Below are 20,561 nucleotides of genomic sequence, written 5' to 3' on the forward strand. Positions count from 1 at the left end.
GGTCAGGGGGCGCGGTGCTGGGCGAGGGTGGCAAAGGCGGTCAGGGATTCGGGGTTGGCCAGGGCGCCCTTGGCCGCGGCCTGGTCGACGGGGGTGCCGGTGAGGATCTTCTTGACCGGGACCTCCAGCTTCTTCGCCGACAGGGTTCGCGGGACGGCGCGGACCTGATGGATCTCGTCGGGCACGTGCCGGGGAGACAGGGCGGTACGCAGCTCGCGGCAGATCTTCTTCCGCAGCTCGTCGTCCAGCGTCAGGCCCTCGGCGAGCACCACGAACAGCAGCAGCTCGCCGGCGCCGCCCTCGTCGTCCTCAAGGTGCACCACCACCGAGTCGACGACCTCGTCCAGCCCCTCCACCACCGAGTAGAACTCGGCGGTGCCCAGCCGTACGCCGCCCCGGTTGAGGGTGGCGTCGGAGCGGCCGGTGATCACACAACCGCCGCGCTCGTTGATGGTGATCCAGTCGCCGTGCCGCCACACCCCCGGGTAGACGTCGAAGTACGCCTCCCGGTAGCGAACCCCGTCCGGGTCGTTCCAGAAGCCCACCGGCATGCTCGGCATCGGCTCGGTGATCACCAGCTCGCCCAGCTGGCCGATGACGGGAGTGCCGTCGGGTGACCGGGCCTCCACCTTGGCGCCCAGCGCCCGGCAGGTGATCTCCCCGGCATGCACCGGCAGCAGCGGCACCCCGCCGACGAAGCCGGTGCACACGTCGGTGCCGCCGGACAGCGACTGAAGCTGGAGGTCCGTGCCGACCGTGTCGTACACCCAGGTGAAGCCCTCGGCGGGCAGCGGCGCACCGGTCGAGCCGACCCCACGCAGCGCGGACAGGTCGGCGATCTCCCGTGGCACCAGGCCCGCCTTGCGGCAGGCCAGCAGGAACGGTGCCGAGGTGCCGAAGTACGTGGTGCCGGTCTCCGCGGCCAGCCGCCACAGCGCACCCAGGTCGGGGTGGCCGGGGTTGCCGTCGAACAGCACGATCGCCGCGCCCACCGCCGGCCCGGAGACCAGGAAGTTCCACATCATCCAGCCGGTGGTGGTGAACCAGAAGAAGCGGTCGGCCGGGCCCAGGTCGTGGTGCAGGGCGAGCATCTTCAGGTGCTCCAGCAGGATGCCGCCGTGGCCGTGCACGATCGGCTTGGGCAGACCGGTGGTGCCCGAGGAGTAGAGCACGTACAGCGGGTGGTCGAACGGCACCGGGGTGAAGCCCAGCGGTTCGTCGGTCTCCGCCGCCAGGTCGGCCCAGGAGATCGCGCTTTCCGGCACCACCTGGTCGAGGTACGAGATGCTCACGGTGTGCCGCAGCGAGGGCAGCGCGGCCCGGATCGCGGCCACCTCGCCGCGCCGGTCCACCGGCTTGTCGCCGTAGCGGTAGCCGTCCACGGCCACCAGCACCTTCGGCTCGATCTGCTGCCACCGGTCGGTGACGCTGCGGGTGCCGAACTCCGGCGCGCAGGAGGAGAAGATCGCCCCGAGGCTCGCCGTGGCCAGCAGCAGCACGTACGTCTCGGGGATGTTCGGCGCGTACGCGGCCACCCGGTCGCCGGTGCCGACACCGAGCCGGCGCAGCCCGGCGGCCACCCGACGGACCTGCTCGCGCAGTTGCGCGGCGGTCAGCACCACCGGCGCGCGGGTCTGCGTGTGCGCGACGACCACCGGGTCGTCGTCACCCTTGCCGGGCATCCGCAGCACGTTCTCGGCGTAGTTGAGCGTGGCACCGGGGAACCAGCGGGCACCCGGCATGCCCCGCTCGGTCAGGGTGGCGGTCGGCGGGGTGTGCGCGACGACCTCGAAGTGGTCCCAGATCGAGCGCCAGAAGGTCTCCAGGTCGGTGACCGACCATTGCCACAGCGCGTCGTAGTCGGCGAACTCCAGCCCGCGGTGCTCGGCCAGCCAGCGCAGGTACGCCCCGATCCGCGACCGCTGGAGCACGTCCGCCGGCGGCGTCCACAGCACGTCAGTCACTGATCCACTCCTCCCCGGGCCCGGCACGACGCTGTGCGGTGGGCCGTGGCGCCATCTTGCCCTACCTCGAAGCGTAATTCTCCGCAGCCAACCCCGGCCGGCGCATGTGCCCGCCCCACACGCCCCACCCACCATCGGTGTGGGCGCCCGGCGAGGAGGGGCTCCTGGTCAACGCCCGGCGAAGTCAACCCGAGCACCGCCGCGGGCGGGGCCGTGACCGCGCGGCTCACTGCGCGCGGTGGGCCTGGATGGCGCGGCGGCGGGCCAGCCGGTGGGCCCGCCGGATCTCCGCCTCCCGCCAGCGACGTTCGTCCTCCAGGGTCTCGGGCAGCACCGGCCGCACCGGCCGTGGCGCCCCGCCCACCTCGACACCGACGAACACGAGGTACGCGGTGGCCACCCGCACCGGCGCGTCCTCGGCCGAGTCCCAGCGCTCGGCCATCACCCGTACGCCGACCTCCATCGAGGTCTGTCCGGTCCAGTTCACCTGGGCGTACGCGTGCACCAGGTCGCCCACCCGGACCGCCTCGGAGAAGACGATCTCGTCGATCGCGGCGGTGACCGCCGTACCGCCGCTGTGCCGGGCCGCCGCGGCCCCGGCGACATCGTCGACGAACTTCATCAGGACCCCGCCGTGCACGGTTCCGTAGAGATTCACGTCGACGGCGGTCATGATCCGGCTGAGGGTCACCCGGGAGTACGACGTCGGCTTGCCCGCGAGGGTGGCGGAGGGGTGCTCGGTCATGTCGAAAACGGTACGGTGCGCGGATGCGACATCTGTGGAGCCTCCTCGCCGGGCTGGTGGTGGCGCCGGTCACCTGGGTGCTTGTCACCCTCGGGCAGGACGGGTCGGCCAGCACCGTCAACCGGTGGGTGGAGATCGGCACTTCCAACACGGCCAACCTCATCGAACCGGCCGTCTACCTCGCTGTCGGCGGCATCGTGCTGGGGTTGCTCGGCACACTGCGCGTCTCACCGCTCGGTCCGCTGGTGGCCGGGCTGCTCCTGATCACCCCGTACGTCGGGCTGTTCGTGACGCCGTTCCGGGTGCGCGACCGCATCCCGGGCGGTTGGGAGTTCCTCGGCGACCCGCTACCCCTGCGGCTGCCGGTGGAGAACGGCACGCTCTTCCTGATCGGCCTGCTGCTGCTGATGGCGACGTTCAGCGGGCAGCGCTGGCGGCCCTGGCCGCGGCCGGTCACCGGACCGATGCCGGTGGCGGCGGAAACCCCGACGCAGGAACTGTCCCTGTCCGACTGGCCGCCGGCCGACCCGGCGGAACGGGAAACCTCCCCGCTGAGCCTGGGCTACCCCGACCCGGACCCGACGCCGACCGAGCCGCTGCCCCGGCGTACCGGCAGCGCCTCGCCCTGGTCGGCGCCGCCGGGCAGCCTGCCCCGGCGCGACGACGCCACCAACTGACCCGACGGAGCGATCGTCACCCGCCCGACACAGAGCGCCGGGCGGGTGACGATCGGGTGGGTGCAGACAGTGAGCGGCAGCCTCAGCCCTTGAGCAGTTGACGCGCCATCACGATGCGCTGCACCTGGTTGGTGCCCTCGTAGATCTGGGTGATCTTGGCGTCGCGCATCATCCGCTCGACCGGGTAGTCCCGGGTGTACCCGTAACCGCCGAGCAACTGCACCGCGTCGGTGGTGATCTCCATGGCGGCGTCCGAGGCGAAGCACTTGGCCGCCGCGCCGAAGTAGGTGAGGTCGGCGTCGCCCCGCTCGGACCGGCCGGCCGCGGCATACGTCAACTGCCGGGCCGCCTCCAGCTTCATGCCCATGTCGGCGAGCATGAACTGCACACCCTGGAACTCGGCGACCGCCTTGCCGAACTGCTTGCGTTCGGCGACGTACCCCTTGGCGTAGTCGAGCGCGCCCTGGCCGATGCCGACGGCCTGCGCGGCGATGGTGACCCGGGTGTGGTCCAGGGTCTTCATCGCGGTGCCGAAGCCGGTGCCCTCGGCGCCGATCATCCGGTCCGCCGGGATCCGCACGCCGTCCAGGTAGACCTCGCGGGTCGGTGAGCCCTTGATGCCGAGCTTCTTCTCCGGCGCGCCGAAGCTGACCCCCGGGTCGGACTTCTCGACCACGAAGGCGGAGATGCCCCGGGAGCGGGCGTCGGGGTCGGTCACCGCGAAGACGGTGTAGAACTCGGAGACGCCGGCGTTGGTGATCCACCGCTTGACGCCGTTGAGCACCCAGTGATCACCGTCACGCACCGCCCGGGTGGTCATCGACGCCGCGTCGCTGCCGGCCTCCGGCTCGGAGAGGCAGTACGAGAACATCCCCTCGCCGGCGGCGACCGGGGTCAGGTAGCGGCGCTTGAGCTCGTCCGAGCCGGCCAGCAGCAGCGGCATGGTGCCCAGCTTGTTCACCGCCGGGATGAGCGAGGACGAGGCGCAGGCCCGCGCCACCTCCTCGATCACGATCGCGGTGGCCAACGCGTCCGCTCCGGCGCCGCCGTACTCCGCCGGGATGTGCGGGGCGTGGAAGTCGGCGGCGCGCAACGCGTCGTACGACGCCTTCGGGAACTCACCGGTCTCATCCGCCTCAGCGGCGTGCGGTGCCACTTTCGCCGCACAGACCTCACGGACCGCGTCCCGGATCGCCTCATGCTCCTCGGGCAACCGATACACGTCGAACGACTGCTCTGCGGCCATGCCGGCCCCTCCCCTTCACCACTATCATGCGGAGTCTGTAGCGTCACCTGGGCGCCCAGCACGCAGACTGAAGGATAACGGCCACAGTTCAGGTGTTGTTACCGGCGCGTAGGCTCGGCCACTGGCGGAGCACCCACGCCGCTCGGCGATGATGGAAGACAGACAGAGAACAACTCTCACCGGTGCCCCGCCAGGCGCCGCAGCGGAACGCGACGCGACCACGCGGCGCCAGTGCGAGCGGAGAAGACAGGCGTGACCATCCCGTACCCGAACACCCAGCCGATGCCCGGCATCGCCGCGGTGACACCGCCCTCGGGTGCCGCCCGCCCCCGGGTGACCTTCCTGGGCACCGGCTACCTCGGCGCGACCTACGCGATCTGCTACGCCGAACTTGGTTACGAGGTACTTGGGTTCGACGTCGACGCGGACAAGATCGCCAAACTCAACGCCGGCAAGGTACCGATCCACGAGCCCGGCCTCGACGAGCTGCTCCGGCGCAACCTGGCCGCCGGCCGGCTGCGGTTCAGCACCGACATCGCCGAGACCGCCGACTTCGGTGACGTGCACTTCATCTGCGTCGGCACCCCGCAGCGCGCCGACGGGATGGGCGCCGACCTGTCGTACGTCGAGGCGTCGGTCACCAGCCTGGCCCAGCACCTGACCCGCAAGGCGCTGATCGTCGGCAAGTCCACCGTCCCGGTCGGCACCGCCGAGTGGGTGGAGCAGTTGGTCGGCAAGCACACCCCGGCCGACCTCGGCGTCGAGGTGGCCTGGAGCCCCGAGTTCCTCCAGGAGGGCTTCGCCGTCGACGACGTACTGCGCCCGAACCGGATCGTGGTCGGCGTCAAGAGCGAGTGGGCCAACGGCATGCTGTACGCGGCGCACAAGGGCGTGTTCGACCTGGCCGCCACCGAGGACCGCGAGGTGCCCCTGGTGGTCACCGACTTCGCCACCGCCGAGCTGGTCAAGGTGGCCGCGAACGCCTTCCTGGCCACCAAGATCTCGTTCATCAACGCGATGGCCGAGGTCTGCGAGGCCTCCGGCGGCGACGTCACCCAGCTGGCCCGGGCGATCGGGTACGACCCGCGGATCGGCAACCGCTTCCTCCAGGCCGGGCTCGGCTTCGGCGGCGCCTGCCTGCCCAAGGACATCCGCGCCTTCCAGGCCCGGGCCCAGGAGCTCGGTGCCGGCGAGGCACTGCGGTTCCTGCACGAGGTCGACCTGATCAACCTGCGTCGCCGCACCCGGGTCCTGCAACTCGCCGCCGACCTGCTCGGCCGGCGCTCCGGCCCGGCCGGCCCGGACCTGTCCGGCACCCGGATCGCGGTGCTCGGCGCGACTTTCAAGCCCAACACCGACGACGTCCGCGACGCGCCCGCCCTCGCCGTCGCGGCGCTGCTGCAAAAGGCCGGCGCCGACGTGCACGTCTACGACCCCCAGGGCATGGAGAACGCCCGCCGGGCGGTACCGGAGCTGACCTACGAGCCCGACATGACCGGGGCGGTGACCGACGCCGACCTGGTCTGCGTACTCACCGAGTGGGCGGATTTCCGTAACGCCGACCCGACCGTCCTCGGTGAGCTGGTCGCGGGTCGACGGGTGGTCGACGCCCGGAACTGCCTCGACTCAGCACTGTGGACGCAGGCCGGTTGGGAGTACCGGGGCCTGGGGCGGCCGTAGTCCTCGCGGTGACCCGCCGACAACTGTCGAATTCCTGGCCCGCATTGGGCATGCTGCGACAGTGGGAATCCACAGTGCGGGTGGAGGGGTGTCGTGGCGACCTTTCAGTGCTCCTCGTGCGGCCGGGAGTTCAAGCCGGCGGTGCGCTGCCCGCACTGCGGCGCCCACCAGCCACAGTGGGCCGAGCACCTGGCGGAGATCGAGAAGTCCATCGCGGAGATGAAGGCCCGCGAGGCCGCCATCGCCAGCGAGCAGCGGAAGCTCGCCGCCAAGATGCAGGCGGCGCTCTTCCAGCGGGACATCCTCGCGCACGCCGGCAACACCGGTGACGAGCGCAGCCGGCAGACCGCCCGCCCCCGCCGCGTGCTGCGGCGCCGACCGCCGCGCCGACCGCCGACCGACGGCGCGGCGCCACCCCGGGTGCCCCGACAGGGCGCCACCGCCGGTACGGAAGATCCGCCGCCGCCACCACCGGTCGCCCCGGTCTGGCTGGACGCGGACGACCCCGAGCACCCGCCGGAGGCGTCCTCGCGGGAGGTCCAGAACATCCCCCTGGGCCTCGGCGCGCTGCTGCTCGGCGTCGCCGCGGTGGTCTTCGCCGTGGTCGCGACCAGCTCGATGGACGCGCTGGCCCGCCTCGGCATCCTGCTGCTCGCGACCGTCCTCATGCTGCTCGCCCCGCCGGTGCTGGCCAAGCGGGGGCTGACCTCCACCGCCGAGACGATCGCCGCGGTGGGCCTGCTCCTGGTGCCGCTCGCCGGGTACGCGCTGTGGGCAGTGGACTGGATCGGCGACGACGCCTCCGGCGCGGTGTTCGCCGGGGTGATCTTCGCGGTCACCGCCGCCGTCTCCGCCGGGTACGCCGGCGGGACCCGGCTGCGCGCCCCCCGGTTCGCCACCGTGCTGGCCGCCCAGCCGGTGGTGCCGCTGCTGGCGTACGACCGGATCACCGGCCCGGCGGGCTGGGCACTGGTACTCACCGTGGTGGCCGTGCTCGACCTGTGGCTGGCCCGCTCCCCGGTCACGGTGGAGCAGCCGCTCGCCGGCGAAGTGACCCCGACCGCGTCGGGCCGGGCGAACACACCCCGGCAGCGGCAGGCCGATGGGCGGCCCGAGGGGGCACCGGAGGAGGCCGGCGAACTGCTCGACCCCACCGCCGACGCCCAGGCGGCCCCACCGACCCGGCCGGTGCCGGGGCTGCGGGAGCTGACCTGGGCGCTGCACGGCGTCGCGGTCACGGTCGGCCTCGCGTACGCGGTGACCGCTCTGCTGCGGACCACCACCGTGCCGGGCGCGACCGGCGCCGGCCTGGTGCTGCTGCTGGCCGCCACCGTCTGCCTGGCCGGGACGCTGCTGCTGCGGCGTCCCCCGCTGCCCGACATCGGCGCGGGCGTGCTCACCCTCGCCGTCATCGGCGCACTGGGCCGGATCGCCTCGGTGGCGCTGCCTGGCCGCTCGCTGCTGCTGATCGCGGCCGTCATCACGGTCACCGGCCTCGCGGTACGCGCGGTGCCGGAGTCGGCCCGGCGTGGGCCGCAGCTGGCCGCCGCCGTGGCGCTGACGGTCAGCGGGGTGGTGGTCGCCGGCAGCGCCCTGCGCGCCGGAATCGCCCCGGTACGGGCCGCCCTGCCGGCCTGGGCGGCGGACCTCGACCGGTATCTGGCCGAACTGGCCGCCGCGGTGGGACCGGCCGCCTGGCAGCTCGCCGCCAGTGCCTTCCTGCTGACCGTGGCCGCGGTGCTGGCGCTGCCGCCGGAAATCCGCCGCGAGTTCGCGGTGACCGGCGCCGCGCTGACCGCCCTCGCCGTACCGGCCTCGTTCGGGTTGGCCTGGACGTTGGCACCGTGGCCGATGGTGCTGACCGCGATCGGCATCGGGGCGCTCGGGCTGTCCGCCCGCACCACCCGGGCGGCGCTGGCCCACGCGGTGGCCGCCGCCAGCGTCGGGCTGGCCGGCGCGGGCGCCGCCCTGGCCCGCCCGGCGCTGACCGCCGCCGTGCTGGTCGCCCTCGTGCTGGCCGGCGCCCTGATCGCCGCCGCCCCCCGGATCCGGCTCGCCCCGGCCACCGCGGACATCGTCTCGGCCTGGGCCGCCGGCGGCGCCGCCTTCGCGCTGCCCGGGGCGGTGGCCGCCTTCGTCGCCGCCACTCTGCCCAGCGACGCCACGCCGACCCCGGGGAGCCTGCGCGAGGCGACCGTGCCGGTGCTGGCAGCCAGTTTCCTCGCGGTCTGCGCCACCCTCGGCTACGCCGCCGTCGTCCAGGTGTCCCAACGGCAGATCCCGGTGCCGCTCTCGGTGGGCACCGGCCTCGGCGCACTGGTGGTCGCCGCGGCCGGGTTCGGCGCACCGGGAGCCACCGTGGCCGACGCCTGGGTCGGTGCGCTGCTGCTGGTCTCCGCCGTACTGCTCTTCCTGGCTCCGTCGATCGATGCGGGCCGCCGCTCCGACCTGACCCTGGACGGTTCCGACCTGGCCGCCGCCGCGGTGACCGTCGCCCTGGTCGCCACCTTGCTGCGGATCGGTGCGGTGCTCGCGCCGGGCGGGCAACTCGCCGTCGCCGCCGCGCTGGTCCTGGTGGTCGCCGTCGCCGCGCGGGCGATGCCCGAACAGTCGCGGCGCGGGCCCGTCCTCGGTCTCGCGGTCGGTGGCGTGCTGATCGGCCTGCTGGCCGGCTGGATGGCCCTGCGGGGTGGCGTCGGCGTCCTGGCCACCCCCGGCCCGATCTGGCACGGCGACCTGAGCGGCTGGCCGGCCGCGCCGACCGGTGGCACGACCTGGCAGGGCCCGATCGCGCTGGTTCTGCTCGCGGTGGCCGCCGGCATCCTGCTGCCGCCACCCTGGCGCTACGACGTGTCCGGCGTGGCGGTCGTGCTGGCCACCATCGGCGCTCCCGCCGCGTTCAACCTGCCGTGGTGGTCGCCGGTCCTGATCGGCGGCATGGTCGCCACCGTCTCCGGGATGGCCGCTGTGGCCTCCGTCGATCCCCGGGCCGCGATGTCCCGGATCACGGTCGCCGGGGTGGTCGCGTTGCACGCGGCCGGCGCCGGCCTGGTCCGGCCGTGGACCACCGCGCTTGCCCTGGGCAGCATCGCGCTGATCGGCGCGGTGGTGGCGGCGCTGGCCCGCGCCACGGCCGAGCCGCTCGTCGAGGACATCCACAGCGAGGGAATGCCGCCGCATTTGGCGCAGATCGGCGGCGCGGGCCTGGGAGCGGCGTTGTTGGCGTTGCCGGGCGCCATGGCCACCCTGGCCGCCGAGTTCGGCCATTCGCCCCAGGTGGTGCTGACCGCCGGCCTGGCCGCGTCCAGCCTCGGCCTGGCCGCGGTGGCCGCCGCCCGCCGGCAGGTACCGCAGTACCTGCCCTGGGCGAGCGCCGGTGTGGTCGGCGGGGCGACGGTGACCGCGCTGGCCGCCGTACCCATCGGCCTGCCGGTCGGCGTCTATGCCGCTGCGGCGGCCCTGCTCGGAGTGCTCGCCGAACTGGTCCGGGGCGCGACCGAGCCGCCGGCTGGCGCGGCGCATCCGGTCCGCCGCTGGTCGGTGCTGCTGGACGGGGCACTCCGGCTGCCCGACGACGGTGCGCGGCGCCGGTGGCGGGTGAGCCCGGCCGCCGGCGCCCTGGCCGCCGCCGCGCTGCCGACCATCCTGGCGCTGGTCTCCCTCGCCCCGGCACTGCTGGCGGCGCTGGTCGACCCGCACCGCACGCTCCGGAGGATCTGGCAGGGGCCGCCACCGGAACTGCTCACCCCACCACCGGCCGCGGTCAACCCGACCCATGTGCTCACCGCGCTGCTGCTCACCGCGACGGCGGCACTGGCCGCCACCGGCTTCAGCGGCGGCCGGCGCTCCCGGGCGGTGCCGGTGGTGCTGCCCGGTGCCGCGGTGACCCTGTTGATCACTCCGGTCGCGCTCGGCGGCGGCTGGCCGGCGACCACCCTCTCGGCGCTGGCGGTGTTCACCATCTCGATGCTGGGGCTGGCCCTGACCCCGCCCCCGGCCATCGAGGAGCGGGCCCGCTCGTTGCGGCTGGCTCGGGTACTCGTCTTCGTGATCGGCCTGGCCGCCGGCGGGGCGGGCCTCGCCGGCAGCCTCGCCACCCGTGAGCTGACCCTGTTCACCCTCGGTGGCGCGGTCGGCGTCGGTGTGGTCGCCGCGCTGTACGGCACCACCTCGGCGGCGCGCATCCTCGGCTGGCTGTTCGCCTCGCTGATGGCGCAACTCTTCGTACTCACCGCCGGTCTGGTGGCCGGGCTCGCCGCGGTCTGGTCGGCGTTCGGGGTGCTCGCGGTCGGCGCGGCGTTGCAGGTCGTCGCCGCCACCCTGCCCCGGCTGCGCCGTCCCGAGGCACAGCGCGAGGCGGCGACAGTGGAATGGAGCGGGTACGCGGCCGCGCTGATCGCGCTGGCGCTGGCCTTCGACTCGCCTCGACACATCGCCGCGCTGCTGGCCGCCTGGGGCGCGGTCCTCGGTGTCGCGGCGGCCCGGCCCGGTCGCCGGCCGACCGAGCGGCGCATCCTGTTCTGGGCGGTGGTGGTCTGCGAGATCACCGCCTGGTGGATCCTGATGCGGGTCGCCCACGTGGCGCTGCCCGAGGCGTACACGCTGCCGTTCGCGGCGCTGGCGCTGCTGGTGGGCGTCCTGGAACTGCGCCAGCGGGCCGACCTGAGCAGTTGGGTGGCGTACGGGCCGGCGCTGGTGGCCGCCTTCGTACCCACCCTGGCGATCGTGCTGGCCACCGATTCGAGCACGCTACGTCAGGTCCTGCTGCTGCTCGGCGCCGTCGCCGTGCTGGTCTTCGGTTCGATGAGCCAGCAGCAGGCACCGGTGATCGTCGGTGCGGCGGTCACCGCCATCGCGGCGGTGCACGCGCTGTTCAGCCTCGGACCGTGGCTGGCGTTGATCCCGGTCGGCTTCCTGCTGCTGGTCCTCGGGGCCAGCAACGAACGCCGCCGCCGCGCTCAGGAACGCCTCCAGACCGCGCTACGCGGCATGCGGTGAACCGGAGGGTCACGGCGGCGTTCGTCGTGGTGGGGTAGAGGGCGCGGTACGCCGCCGGGTTCGGTGAGCCGGGGCGCGGTACGCCGCTGGCCGGCGGGGCGGCCGACCGGGTCAGGCCAGGGAGGCGCGCAGCGCCGCGTCCTTCTCGGCGACCAGCTGCTCCAGGTCGGCCTGGTACGCCGACATCCGGTCGAACAGGGCGGGGTCAGCGGTGCTCAGGATGCGGACGGCGAGCAGCCCGGCGTTACGCGCGTTGCCGATCGACACGGTGGCCACCGGCACGCCGGCCGGCATCTGCACGATGGACAGCAGCGAGTCCAGACCGTCGAGGTGCTTCAACGGCACCGGTACGCCGACCACCGGCAGCGGCGTGACCGAGGCGATCATGCCAGGCAGGTGTGCCGCCCCACCGGCACCGGCGATGATGACCTTCAGGCCCCGACCGGCGGCGGCCCGGCCATAGTCGATCATCTTGATCGGGGTGCGGTGCGCCGACACGACCTCCACCTCGTACGACACCTCGAACTCGGCGAGCACCTCGGCGGCGGCCTTCATGGTCGGCCAGTCCGAGTCACTGCCCATGATCACGCCAACGCTGCTCACGCGGATCCCTCCGTACCGTCGCGCAACCAGCGGGCCGCCCGGGCGGCCCGCCCGCGTACCTCGTCCAGGTCGTCGCCGAGCACCGTGACGTGCCCGATCTTGCGGCCGGGGCGGACCTGCTTGCCGTACAGGTGCACCCGGGCGGTCGGTTCGGCGGCGAAAAGGTGGTGCAGCCGCTCGTCGACCGGCATGCCGCCCGGCTCGCCGCCGAGCACGTTCGCCATCACCACCACCGGCGCGGTCAGCGAGGTGTCGCCCATCGGGTAGTCCAGCACCGCCCGCAGGTGCTGCTCGAACTGCGACGTCCGGGCGCCCTCGATGGTCCAGTGCCCGGAGTTGTGCGGGCGCATCGCCAGCTCGTTGACCACGATCCGGCTGCCACCGGGGCCGGCCGGGTCGGCCACCTCGAACAGCTCCACCGCCAGCAGGCCGACCACGCCGAGCGCGGTGGCCAGGTCGATGGCGAGCTGCTGCGCGGACACCGCCAGCTCCTCCGGCAGACCGGGGGCCGGGGCCAGCACCTCGACGCAGATCCCGTCCCGCTGCACCGTCTCCACCACCGGGTACACGGCCACCTGCCCGAACGGCGAGCGGGCCACCTGCACGGCCAGCTCCCGGCGCAGCGCCACCCGCTCCTCGACGATGAGCTTCGTACCGCCGGCGAGCAGCGTCTCCGCCAGCTCGGTGGCGTTGGCGGCGTCGGTGACCGGCCAGACGCCCCGGCCGTCGTACCCGCCACGGGCCGCCTTGAGCATCACCGGCCAGCCCACCTCGTCGCCGAAGGCCACCAGGTCGGCCGGGGACGCGACCGGGCGCCAGGCCGGGTTCGGCGCGCCGAGGGCACCGAGCCGTTCCCGCATCACCTGCTTGTCCTGGGCGTGCACCAGCGCGTCGGCCGGCGGGAACAGCTTCACCCCCTCGCCGGTCAGGGTGCGGATGTGCTCGGTCGGGACGTGCTCGTGGTCGAAGGTGACCACGTCGCAGCCCTTGGCGAAGGTACGCAGCGCGGCCAGGTCGGTGTGGTCGCCGTACTGGACGTCGGCGGCGACCAGGGCCGCCCCGTCGTCCGGGGTGAGCGCGAGCACGCGCAGCGACTGGCCGAGGGCGATCGCGGCCTGGTGGGTCATCCGGGCCAGCTGGCCGCCGCCCACCATGCCGACAACGGGCAGACCGGTTCGGGAATCCATAGCGCCGCCAGCCTATCCGGGCCGGCCGCGACGGCGACCGCCGGATCCGGCTCAGCCCAGCTGCGTCACCAGGTCGTCGACGCCGGCAACCGGTCGCTGGCAGACGAAACCCCGGCAGACGTACGCGGCGGGCTGTCCGTCGAGCAACGGCCGGCCGGCCAGCAGCGGCACTCCCGGCTGGTCCGGGTGGCCCGCCACGATCACCGCGCCGGGCGGGGCGTGCCGATACGCCGCCCCGACCAACGGATCACCGGCCGGGTCCCCGGTGGCCACCGCGATCTCGTACGGCCCGGAGAGCAGCGCCTCGCCCACGGTCGCCGCGTACCCGGTGAACCGGGCGTGCCGCCCGACGATCGGCGCGACGGTCGACAGCGCCGCCTCGGCGGCCTCCCGGTAGCGGTTCTCCCCGGTCAGCGCCGCGTACGTGACCAGGGCCGCGGCGATCGCGGACCGGCCGGACGGGGTCGCGTTGTCCGTCGGGTCGGCCGGCCGGGTGACCAGTTGCTCCGCGTCGTCGGCGGTGTCGTAGAAGGCTCCGCCGGGCGCGGCGAAGTGCGTCAGGGCGGCGTCGAGCAGTTGCCCCGCCAGTTCCAGCCACCGCCCCTCGCCGGTGACCTGGTGCATGGCGCAGAACGCCTCGGCCACGCAGCCGTAGTCCTCCAGCACCCCGGCCGGCTCGCCGACCCGGCCGTCCCGGGAGGCCCGGCGCAGCCGCCCGTCCACCACGTGCACCCGCGCCAGGTACTCGGCGGTGTCCCGCATCGCGCCGTCGGCGACGATGGTGACCCCTTCCAGCAGGTTGGCCTCCCCCTCGCTACCGATCCGGCCGGAGGTTTCGACGAGCCGGACGAACTCGGCGAGCGCGGTGACGGCCAGCCCGTTCCAGGCGGCCACCACCTTGTCGTCCCGGGCCGGCTGGGGTCGGGCATCCCGGGCGACCAGCAGCCTGCTCACGACGCCCTGCCAGCGCTCCCGCACGGCCGGGTCGGCGTCGTCGACGTCCCGGGCCAGCTTCAGCACGCTCATGCCCTCTTCGAAGGTGCCGGCCTCGGTGACCGCGAACAGGTCGGCGGCCCAGCGGCCGTCCTCCTCGCCCAGCGCCTCGACCAGCTGGGCCGGGGTCCAGGCGTAGGTGAGCCCCTCGATGCCCTCGGTGTCCGCGTCCAGCGCCGAGGCGAAGCCCTGGCCGGGCCGGTGCAGCTCGTCGGCGAGGAACCGGGCGATGTCCCGGGCCACCCGCAGCGCCAGCGCGTCGCCGGTGAGCCGCCACAGCTGGGTGTAGACCCGCAGCAGCAGCGCGTTGTCGTAGAGCATCTTCTCGAAGTGCGGCACCGTCCAGTGCGCGTCGACGGAGTAGCGGGCGAACCCGCCGGCCAGCTGGTCGTGGATCCCGCCCCGGGCCATCGCCTCGCAGGTGTGCCGGACGATCTCCAGGCTCCGCGCCGAGCCGGTGCGCTGGTGGTGGCGCAACAGGAAGAGCAGGTTCATGTGCGGCGGGAACTTGGGTGCGCCGCCGAACCCGCCGTTGGTCTCGTCGTACTCGCCGGCCAGCTGGTCGGCGGCGGTGTCGAGCAGTTCGGCGGTGAGCGGGGCGGTCGGACCACCCACGGCCTGGGCGCCGCCGATCGCCTCCACCACCGCGGCACCCTGGCGCAGCACGGCATCCCGCTGGTCCTGCCACGCGGTGCTGACCGACTGGAGCAACCGGACGAAGTTCGGGCGGGGGAAGTACGTCCCACAGAAGAACGGGACGCCGTCCGGGGTGGCGAAGACCGTCATCGGCCAGCCGCCCTGGCCGGTCATCGCCTGGGTGGCGGTCATGTAGACGGCGTCGACGTCGGGCCGCTCCTCACGGTCCACTTTGATCGACACGAAGCCCTCGTTCAGCAGCTTGCCGACGGTCTCGTCCTCGAACGACTCGTGCGCCATCACGTGGCACCAGTGGCAGGCCGAGTAGCCGACCGAGATGAGCACCGGCACGTCCCGCCGTTTCGCCTCGGCGAACGCCTCGTCGCACCAGGGCCACCAGTCCACCGGGTTGTCGGCGTGCTGGAGCAGGTAGGGGCTGGTGGCGTCCGCGAGTCGGTTCACCCGACGACCATATCCAGCCGGCCCCACGGCCGCCGGGCGGACGCCGGGTGCCGGGCGGCGGCTCAGGAGGCGCCGTCGGCGCGGAGCGGGAGGACGTTGGTGGGGGCCTGACGGGCCAGGGAGCCGAGGACGGCGCCGATCTTGTCGGCCGGCATCGGCTTGAAGAAGTGGTAACCCTGGGCGGCGGTGCAGCCCAGCTCGGCCAGCGCCGACCGCTGTGCGGCGGTCTCCACCCCCTCGGCCACCACCCGCAACCCCAGCTCGTGGGCCAACCCCACGGTGCTGCGCACGATCGCTGCCGCCTGCGGTGAATCCGCCATTCGGAGCACGAACGACCGGTCGACCTTCAGCTCGTCCACCGGGATCCGGGCGAGGAAGGCCAGCGAGGAGAACCCGGTGCCGAAGTCGTCGACCGCCAACTGCACGCCCATCGACCGCAATGTGCTCAGCACCTGGTCGATGACCTCCAGGTCGCTCATCACCACCGTCTCGGTGATCTCCAGGACCAGCCGGTCGGCCGGCACCTGGTGCCGGCGCAGCGCCTCGGCGATCTCCGCCGGCAACCGGTGGTCGAGCAGGCTGCGGGCGGAAAGGTTGACCGAGATGGGGATGTCCAGACCCTCCCGGGCCCAGCCGGCGGCGACCGTGAGCGCCTTGTCCAGCACGTAACGGGTGAACGGGCCGAGCTGATCGCTGTTCTCCACCGGCCGGATGAAATCGGCCGGACCCAGCCAGCCCCGGCGCGGGTGCCGCCAGCGGATCAACGCCTCCACGCCGGTCGGCGCTCCGGTGGTCAGGTCGACCGCCGGCTGCAACACCAGCACCAGCTGATCGTCGGCCTGCAACGCCTCCTGGAGCTCGGCGAGCAGGGCCAGCTGGTCGGTGCTGGCCGCATCTCGTGAGCCGTCGTACGTGGCCACGCTGCCACCGCCGGCCTTGGCCTGGTACATGGCGATGTCGGCCCGGCGCAGCAGCTCGGTCAGGTCGGCGGTGCCCGCCCCGGCCACCACCACACCGACGGAAACCTCGACGGACATCCGTACGCCGGCCACCTCGGCCGGCGCGGCCAGCCGCTCGGCGATGTCCCGAGCCTGGCGTAGCGCGTACGCCGTCGGGGCGGTGCGGTCGTCCACCACCGGGACGGACGTCAGCAGCAGGGCGAACTCGTCGCCGCCGAGCCGGGCCAGCAGGTCACCGGAGCGGCCCAGGGTGCCGAGCCGGTTGGCGGTCAGCCGCAGCAGCTGATCGCCGGCAGCGTGCCCGAGCGTGTCGTTGACCTCCTTGAACTGGTCGATGTCCAGCAGCAGCAGGGCGACGGGATGGTCGTGGGCGAGCTGCCGCAGCGCCTGGTCACCCCGGCTGAGCATGGCCGCCCGGTTGGCCAGGCCGGTCAGCGAATCGTGCACCGCCTCGTACGACGAACGCGCGGTGACCAGCCGCAGCTCCCGGTGGGTCGCCGCGTCGTGCAGGGCGGCGGCCAGCGCGTCGGCGAAGGCGGCGAGAGCGTCCCGTTCCCGCCCGCTGGGCGGTGCCGTGCGGGGGAACCGCACCCGCAGCCGGCCGACCCGCGTGTCGCTCACCGACAGGTCGCGGACCAGCTCCTCCGGGGCGGGCTCGTCATCCTCCGGGGGCGCGATCTCCCGGTCGACCACCTGGCCGCCGGGGTCGGCCCGGTAGCGGCGCCACCGTCCGTCGCCCCGGACCACCTCCACGTCGGCGACCTCCGCCTCGAACAGCGTCAGGGCGCCGGTGACGCCCGCCGTGGCCACACCGCGCTCGTCGAGCTGGTTGAGCGCGGCCGTCGCCTCGGCGAACGACCGCCAGGTACGCCGCTCACGCTCGTCGCGCAGCCGCTGCCGGTAGGTCTGTTGGAGCAGCCACAGCGGGACGGGGAGCAGCAGCAGCCATCGGGGGTCGCTCTCGATCAGCACTACCACGAGCAGGCCGAGCACCACGTTGCCGACGAACATCAGCAGCTTGCCCCGCAGCGCGGCGAGCAGCGGGCGGCCGATCGGCATGCCGTGCCGCAGCGCCAGCATGACCCCGCCCAGCCATGCGCCGGCCAGCAGGTAGGTAACCGCTCCGGCGGCGACCGCGAGCGCGAGGGCCGGGGTCGGGGTGGCCAGCATCGGCTGGCCCAGGGCGGTGGTGACCGACACCGCGAGCGCGGTGGCGGCGGTCTGCGCGCCGGCGATGCGGACGACGTCCCAGGTCGACCGGCCCTCGTCCACCACGGACAGCGCCGTCCAGGCCAGCGCGACACCGATCAGTGCCGCGGCGGGCAGCCAACCGGGCGGGACCAGGTAGAGGCTGACGACCAGCGCGGCCTCGCCCCAGGTGATGCTGACCACGCCGGCTGCGGCCCGGAACCGCAGCCGGGCCAGCTGCGACAGGGCGAACGCGGCGACCGCGATGCCGAACCGGGCCAGGCCGCCGAGCGGATCGTCGGCCGGCAGCCGCACCGGCAGACTCAGCCCGACCACGGCGGCGATCAGCGCGGTGCTGACGACGGCGGCCGTGAGCAGGTGAACCCGGAGTGGCGTACCACGGCCTGGGGGCCGGTCGAGCGAATGACCAGCCCTGCCGGAGGTCACCGACCTCCTCCCGCCGACCGGGGACAGGACACGCGGAGGGCGAACCCGACTGCGGTCGTCATCGGCGCCCCCTCCCGCGCACGGCTCGGGAGACTTCTGGTCCCCCGGCGGAAGGCTAAGCCAAACCGGATGGTCGCAACAGGGGGCGACCATCCGGTTCGACGTGAATCATGCCCCGATCAGGTGTCGCGGCGCTGCTCGCGCCCGTTGGCAACCTCTACGGATGAATCCCTCATCACGGTCCCATCTGTCGGATCAGCGACCGTCAGGTCCGCGTTGCCCGCCTCGGCGGCAGGCTCCTGACCGGGGAACCGGTCGGGCAGCCGGCGCAACCGGGCGTTCATGTTGCGGATCAACAGCACGGTGGCGGTGCCGAGGACCAGGATGAGGAACAGGCCCATCGGACCGGCCAGGCCACCCGTGCGGGTGTCCCCGAAGTTGTTCTGGGCGAGCACCTGGGCAGCGGTCAGCATGGCGTTCCTCCTGAGTGCGGTGTGCGACCAGGGTAGCCCGCCGCCGGATCAGCGGGCATGAGCCGTCTCGCGTACGCCGGCGAACAGGTCGGACTCGGGCAGCGGGCTGTCGACCATCGACCGGACCAGCTGGAAATCCTCCGTGGGCCAGGCCTGCTGCTGCAACTCCATCGGCACCTGGAACCAGAAGCCGTCCGGGTCCACCTGGGTGGCGTGGGCACGCAGCGCGTCGTCGCGGACCGGGAAGTATTCGGCGCACTCCACCCGGGTGGTGATCCGGGGGCCCTTGTCCGGCCGGTCCTCCCAGCGGGTCAGCCACTCCGCGTACGGCGACTCGATGCCGGTGGCCAGGATGGCCTCGTGCAGCGCCAGGATCTTGCCCTTGGAGAAGCCGATGTCGTAGTAGAGCTTCAGCGGCTGCCACGGCTCACCCAGCTCGGGGTAGCGCTCCGCGTCGCCGGCCGCCTCGAAGGCCGCCACGCTGACCTTGTGGCACATGATGTGGTCGGGGTGCGGGTAACCGCCCTCCTCGTCGTACGTGGTGACGACGTGCGGGCGGAACTCGCGCATCAGGCGCACCAGCGGGCCGGCGGCCACCGCGACGTCCTGCAGGGCGAAGCAGCCCTCGGGCAGCGGGGGCAGCGGGTCGCCCTCGGGCAGGCCGGAGTCGACGAAGCCCAGCCACGCCTGCTCGATGCCGAGGATGGCCCGCGCGGCGTCCATCTCCGCCCGCCGGATGTCGGCGATGTTGGCCCACACGTCGGGCCGGTCGAGCTTGGGGTTGAGCACGCTGCCGCGCTCCCCACCGGTGCACGTCACGACCAGCACGTCCACCCCCTCGGCGACGTACTTCGCCGTGGTCGCGGCGCCCTTGCTCGACTCGTCGTCGGGGTGCGCGTGGACGGCCATGAGTCGAAGTTGTTCTGCCAAAGTTGGCGCTCCTCGTCTCTGCCCACCGGGGCACCCGCCCCTGGGCCAACCGTTGACCTGCCGGAATTCTCCCTGTCGCGGTACCGGCCCGGGCCGGCCTGTCATATTTGACACCAGCCATATCTGGCACCGAGTCGGGCAGGGATGACGGACCTCTGCCATTCTTGCCGATGCCGCCGACAACAACGCCAGGGAGATACCCGCCGGTGACCGAGACGCACGCCACACTTCCATCGGACACGCCGGTGTTCCCGTCCGGCCGGTACGGCCGCCGCCGCACGCCCGGTCGCCGCCGGCCGGTGCTGACCGCGCTGCTGGCGGTCGCCGTGGTCGCGGCGCTCACCGTCATCTCGGTCCGGCTCTACCGGCAGTACGGCGACCCGGCCTACGACGTCCAGGTGATCTCCTACAGCGACATCACGGACACCCAGGTGGTGGTCGACTTCCGGGTGAACCTGCCGGACGGCGGGTCGGCGGTGTGCGTGCTGCGCGCCCGGGACCACGCCGGCGCCGAGGTGGCCCGCGAGGAGGTGCCGGTGACCGGCGAAGCGGGGCAGCGGCACCTCACCGTCCGGCACCGTCTCGCCACCAGCGCCCGGCCGTTCATCGGTGAGGTCGTCCGCTGCCGACCGCCCGCCTGAGGCCGCCCGCCGCGACCCGCCGACCCGGCCGCTGGCCGGCGCCGAGGTGACTGTCGAGGGGTGGCCCTGACCGTGCTTCCTCGGCGCACAGGACGTGATCGCCGACACTCCTTGTCGCACCGCACTGGTAACTTAAGGGTTCACCTGTCAGCCAGCACGCACAACGGAGGAGGACCGCCTGTGTCCAATGGCAACGAGGCGCCCGCCACCTGGCTGTCCCAGGACGCGTACGACCGCCTGAAGGCCGAGCTCGACGAGTTGATCGCCAATCGGCCGATCATCGCCGCTGAGATCAACGCCCGGCGCGAGGAAGGCGACCTGCGCGAGAACGGCGGCTACCACGCCGCCCGCGAGGAGCAGGGCAAGGCCGAGGGGCGCATCCTCTACCTGAAGGAGCTGCTCCGCACGGCCCAGGTCGGCGAGGCGCCGACCGTCGACGCCGTGGCGCCCGGGATGGTCGTGACGATCTACTTCGACGACGACGCCGACGACACAGAGACCTTCCTGCTCGGCTCACGCGAGATCGCCTCGACCACCGACCTCACGGTCTACAGCCCCGAGTCGGCCCTCGGCCAGGCGATCCTGGGCGGCAAGGCCGGTCAGGCCTGCACCTACACCGCGCCCAGCGGCGCGGACATCAAGGTGACCGTGGTCAGCTTCGAGCCGTTCTCCGGCTGAGGCACGCCGCCGGCGCGACGCGATCCGCAGCCGGCCGCCCCCATTCGTGCAGAG

The 20,561-nt window shown here is 73.3% G+C and carries 14 protein-coding genes; 5 read left to right on the forward strand and 9 right to left on the reverse strand.

Features of this window, described 5'->3' with window-relative positions:
• Positions 1-2 precede the first annotated feature (2 nt).
• A complete protein-coding gene (locus tag C1I95_RS03540) occupies positions 3-1,964 on the reverse strand; it encodes an acetoacetate--CoA ligase (RefSeq protein ID WP_111212306.1) in 1,962 nt (653 codons plus the stop codon).
• A 226-nt stretch (positions 1,965-2,190) separates the two neighbouring features.
• Positions 2,191-2,709: an acyl-CoA thioesterase gene (locus C1I95_RS03545; protein WP_111212307.1), complete on the reverse strand. Its 519-nt coding sequence runs from the start codon at positions 2,707-2,709 to the stop codon at positions 2,191-2,193.
• A 23-nt stretch (positions 2,710-2,732) separates the two neighbouring features.
• On the opposite strand from C1I95_RS03545, the gene C1I95_RS03550 reads away from it, so the two are divergent.
• Positions 2,733-3,386: a hypothetical protein gene (locus C1I95_RS03550; protein ID WP_111212308.1), complete on the forward strand. Its 654-nt coding sequence runs from the start codon at positions 2,733-2,735 to the stop codon at positions 3,384-3,386.
• A gap of 82 nt (positions 3,387-3,468) precedes the next feature.
• Here the strand turns inward: C1I95_RS03550 and C1I95_RS03555 are convergent, their stop codons facing one another.
• Positions 3,469-4,632 carry an acyl-CoA dehydrogenase family protein gene (locus C1I95_RS03555; protein WP_111212309.1) on the reverse strand — a complete coding sequence of 388 codons (1,164 nt, stop codon included), beginning with the start codon at positions 4,630-4,632 and terminating at the stop codon, positions 3,469-3,471.
• A gap of 252 nt (positions 4,633-4,884) precedes the next feature.
• Between C1I95_RS03555 and C1I95_RS03560 the strand changes: the two genes are divergently transcribed.
• Together C1I95_RS03560 and C1I95_RS03565 are read left to right on the forward strand one after the other, a co-directional pair.
• Positions 4,885-6,312: a UDP-glucose dehydrogenase family protein gene (locus tag C1I95_RS03560; RefSeq protein ID WP_111212310.1), complete on the forward strand. Its 1,428-nt coding sequence runs from the start codon at positions 4,885-4,887 to the stop codon at positions 6,310-6,312.
• A gap of 93 nt (positions 6,313-6,405) precedes the next feature.
• A complete protein-coding gene (locus C1I95_RS03565; protein ID WP_111212311.1) occupies positions 6,406-11,310 on the forward strand; it encodes an SCO7613 C-terminal domain-containing membrane protein in 4,905 nt (1,634 codons plus the stop codon).
• Positions 11,311-11,421: 111 nt separating this feature from the next.
• Here the strand turns inward: C1I95_RS03565 and purE are convergent, their stop codons facing one another.
• The 6 genes from purE to mca form a co-directional block, all read right to left on the reverse strand.
• Positions 11,422-11,913: a 5-(carboxyamino)imidazole ribonucleotide mutase gene (gene purE / locus C1I95_RS03570; RefSeq protein WP_111212312.1), complete on the reverse strand. Its 492-nt coding sequence runs from the start codon at positions 11,911-11,913 to the stop codon at positions 11,422-11,424.
• The gene (locus C1I95_RS03575) at positions 11,910-13,100 is read right to left on the reverse strand and encodes a 5-(carboxyamino)imidazole ribonucleotide synthase (protein WP_111212313.1); all 1,191 of its coding nucleotides are present in this window, start codon (positions 13,098-13,100) and stop codon (positions 11,910-11,912) included. The genes purE and C1I95_RS03575 overlap by 4 nt, the downstream gene beginning before the upstream one ends.
• Before the next feature lie 51 nt (positions 13,101-13,151).
• Positions 13,152-15,191 carry a thioredoxin domain-containing protein gene (locus C1I95_RS03580; protein WP_111212314.1) on the reverse strand — a complete coding sequence of 680 codons (2,040 nt, stop codon included), beginning with the start codon at positions 15,189-15,191 and terminating at the stop codon, positions 13,152-13,154.
• A 62-nt stretch (positions 15,192-15,253) separates the two neighbouring features.
• A complete protein-coding gene (locus C1I95_RS03585) occupies positions 15,254-17,785 on the reverse strand; it encodes a putative bifunctional diguanylate cyclase/phosphodiesterase (RefSeq protein WP_111212315.1) in 2,532 nt (843 codons plus the stop codon).
• A gap of 179 nt (positions 17,786-17,964) precedes the next feature.
• A complete protein-coding gene (locus C1I95_RS03590; RefSeq protein WP_111212316.1) occupies positions 17,965-18,258 on the reverse strand; it encodes a hypothetical protein in 294 nt (97 codons plus the stop codon).
• Between the two features lie 48 nt (positions 18,259-18,306).
• Entirely contained in the window at positions 18,307-19,188 is an 882-nt protein-coding gene (gene mca, locus C1I95_RS03595) for a mycothiol conjugate amidase Mca (RefSeq protein ID WP_111212317.1), read from the reverse strand.
• Between the two features lie 206 nt (positions 19,189-19,394).
• On the opposite strand from mca, the gene C1I95_RS03600 reads away from it, so the two are divergent.
• Together C1I95_RS03600 and greA are read left to right on the forward strand one after the other, a co-directional pair.
• Positions 19,395-19,829, forward strand: coding sequence for a DUF4307 domain-containing protein (locus C1I95_RS03600; RefSeq protein WP_111212318.1), 435 nt, complete (start codon positions 19,395-19,397; stop codon positions 19,827-19,829).
• Between the two features lie 180 nt (positions 19,830-20,009).
• A complete protein-coding gene (greA, locus tag C1I95_RS03605; RefSeq protein WP_111212319.1) occupies positions 20,010-20,507 on the forward strand; it encodes a transcription elongation factor GreA in 498 nt (165 codons plus the stop codon).
• The last annotated feature ends 54 nt before the right edge of the window (positions 20,508-20,561 follow it).

Source organism: Micromonospora craterilacus (assembly GCF_003236315.1).
Lineage (GTDB): Bacteria > Actinomycetota > Actinomycetes > Mycobacteriales > Micromonosporaceae > Micromonospora > Micromonospora craterilacus.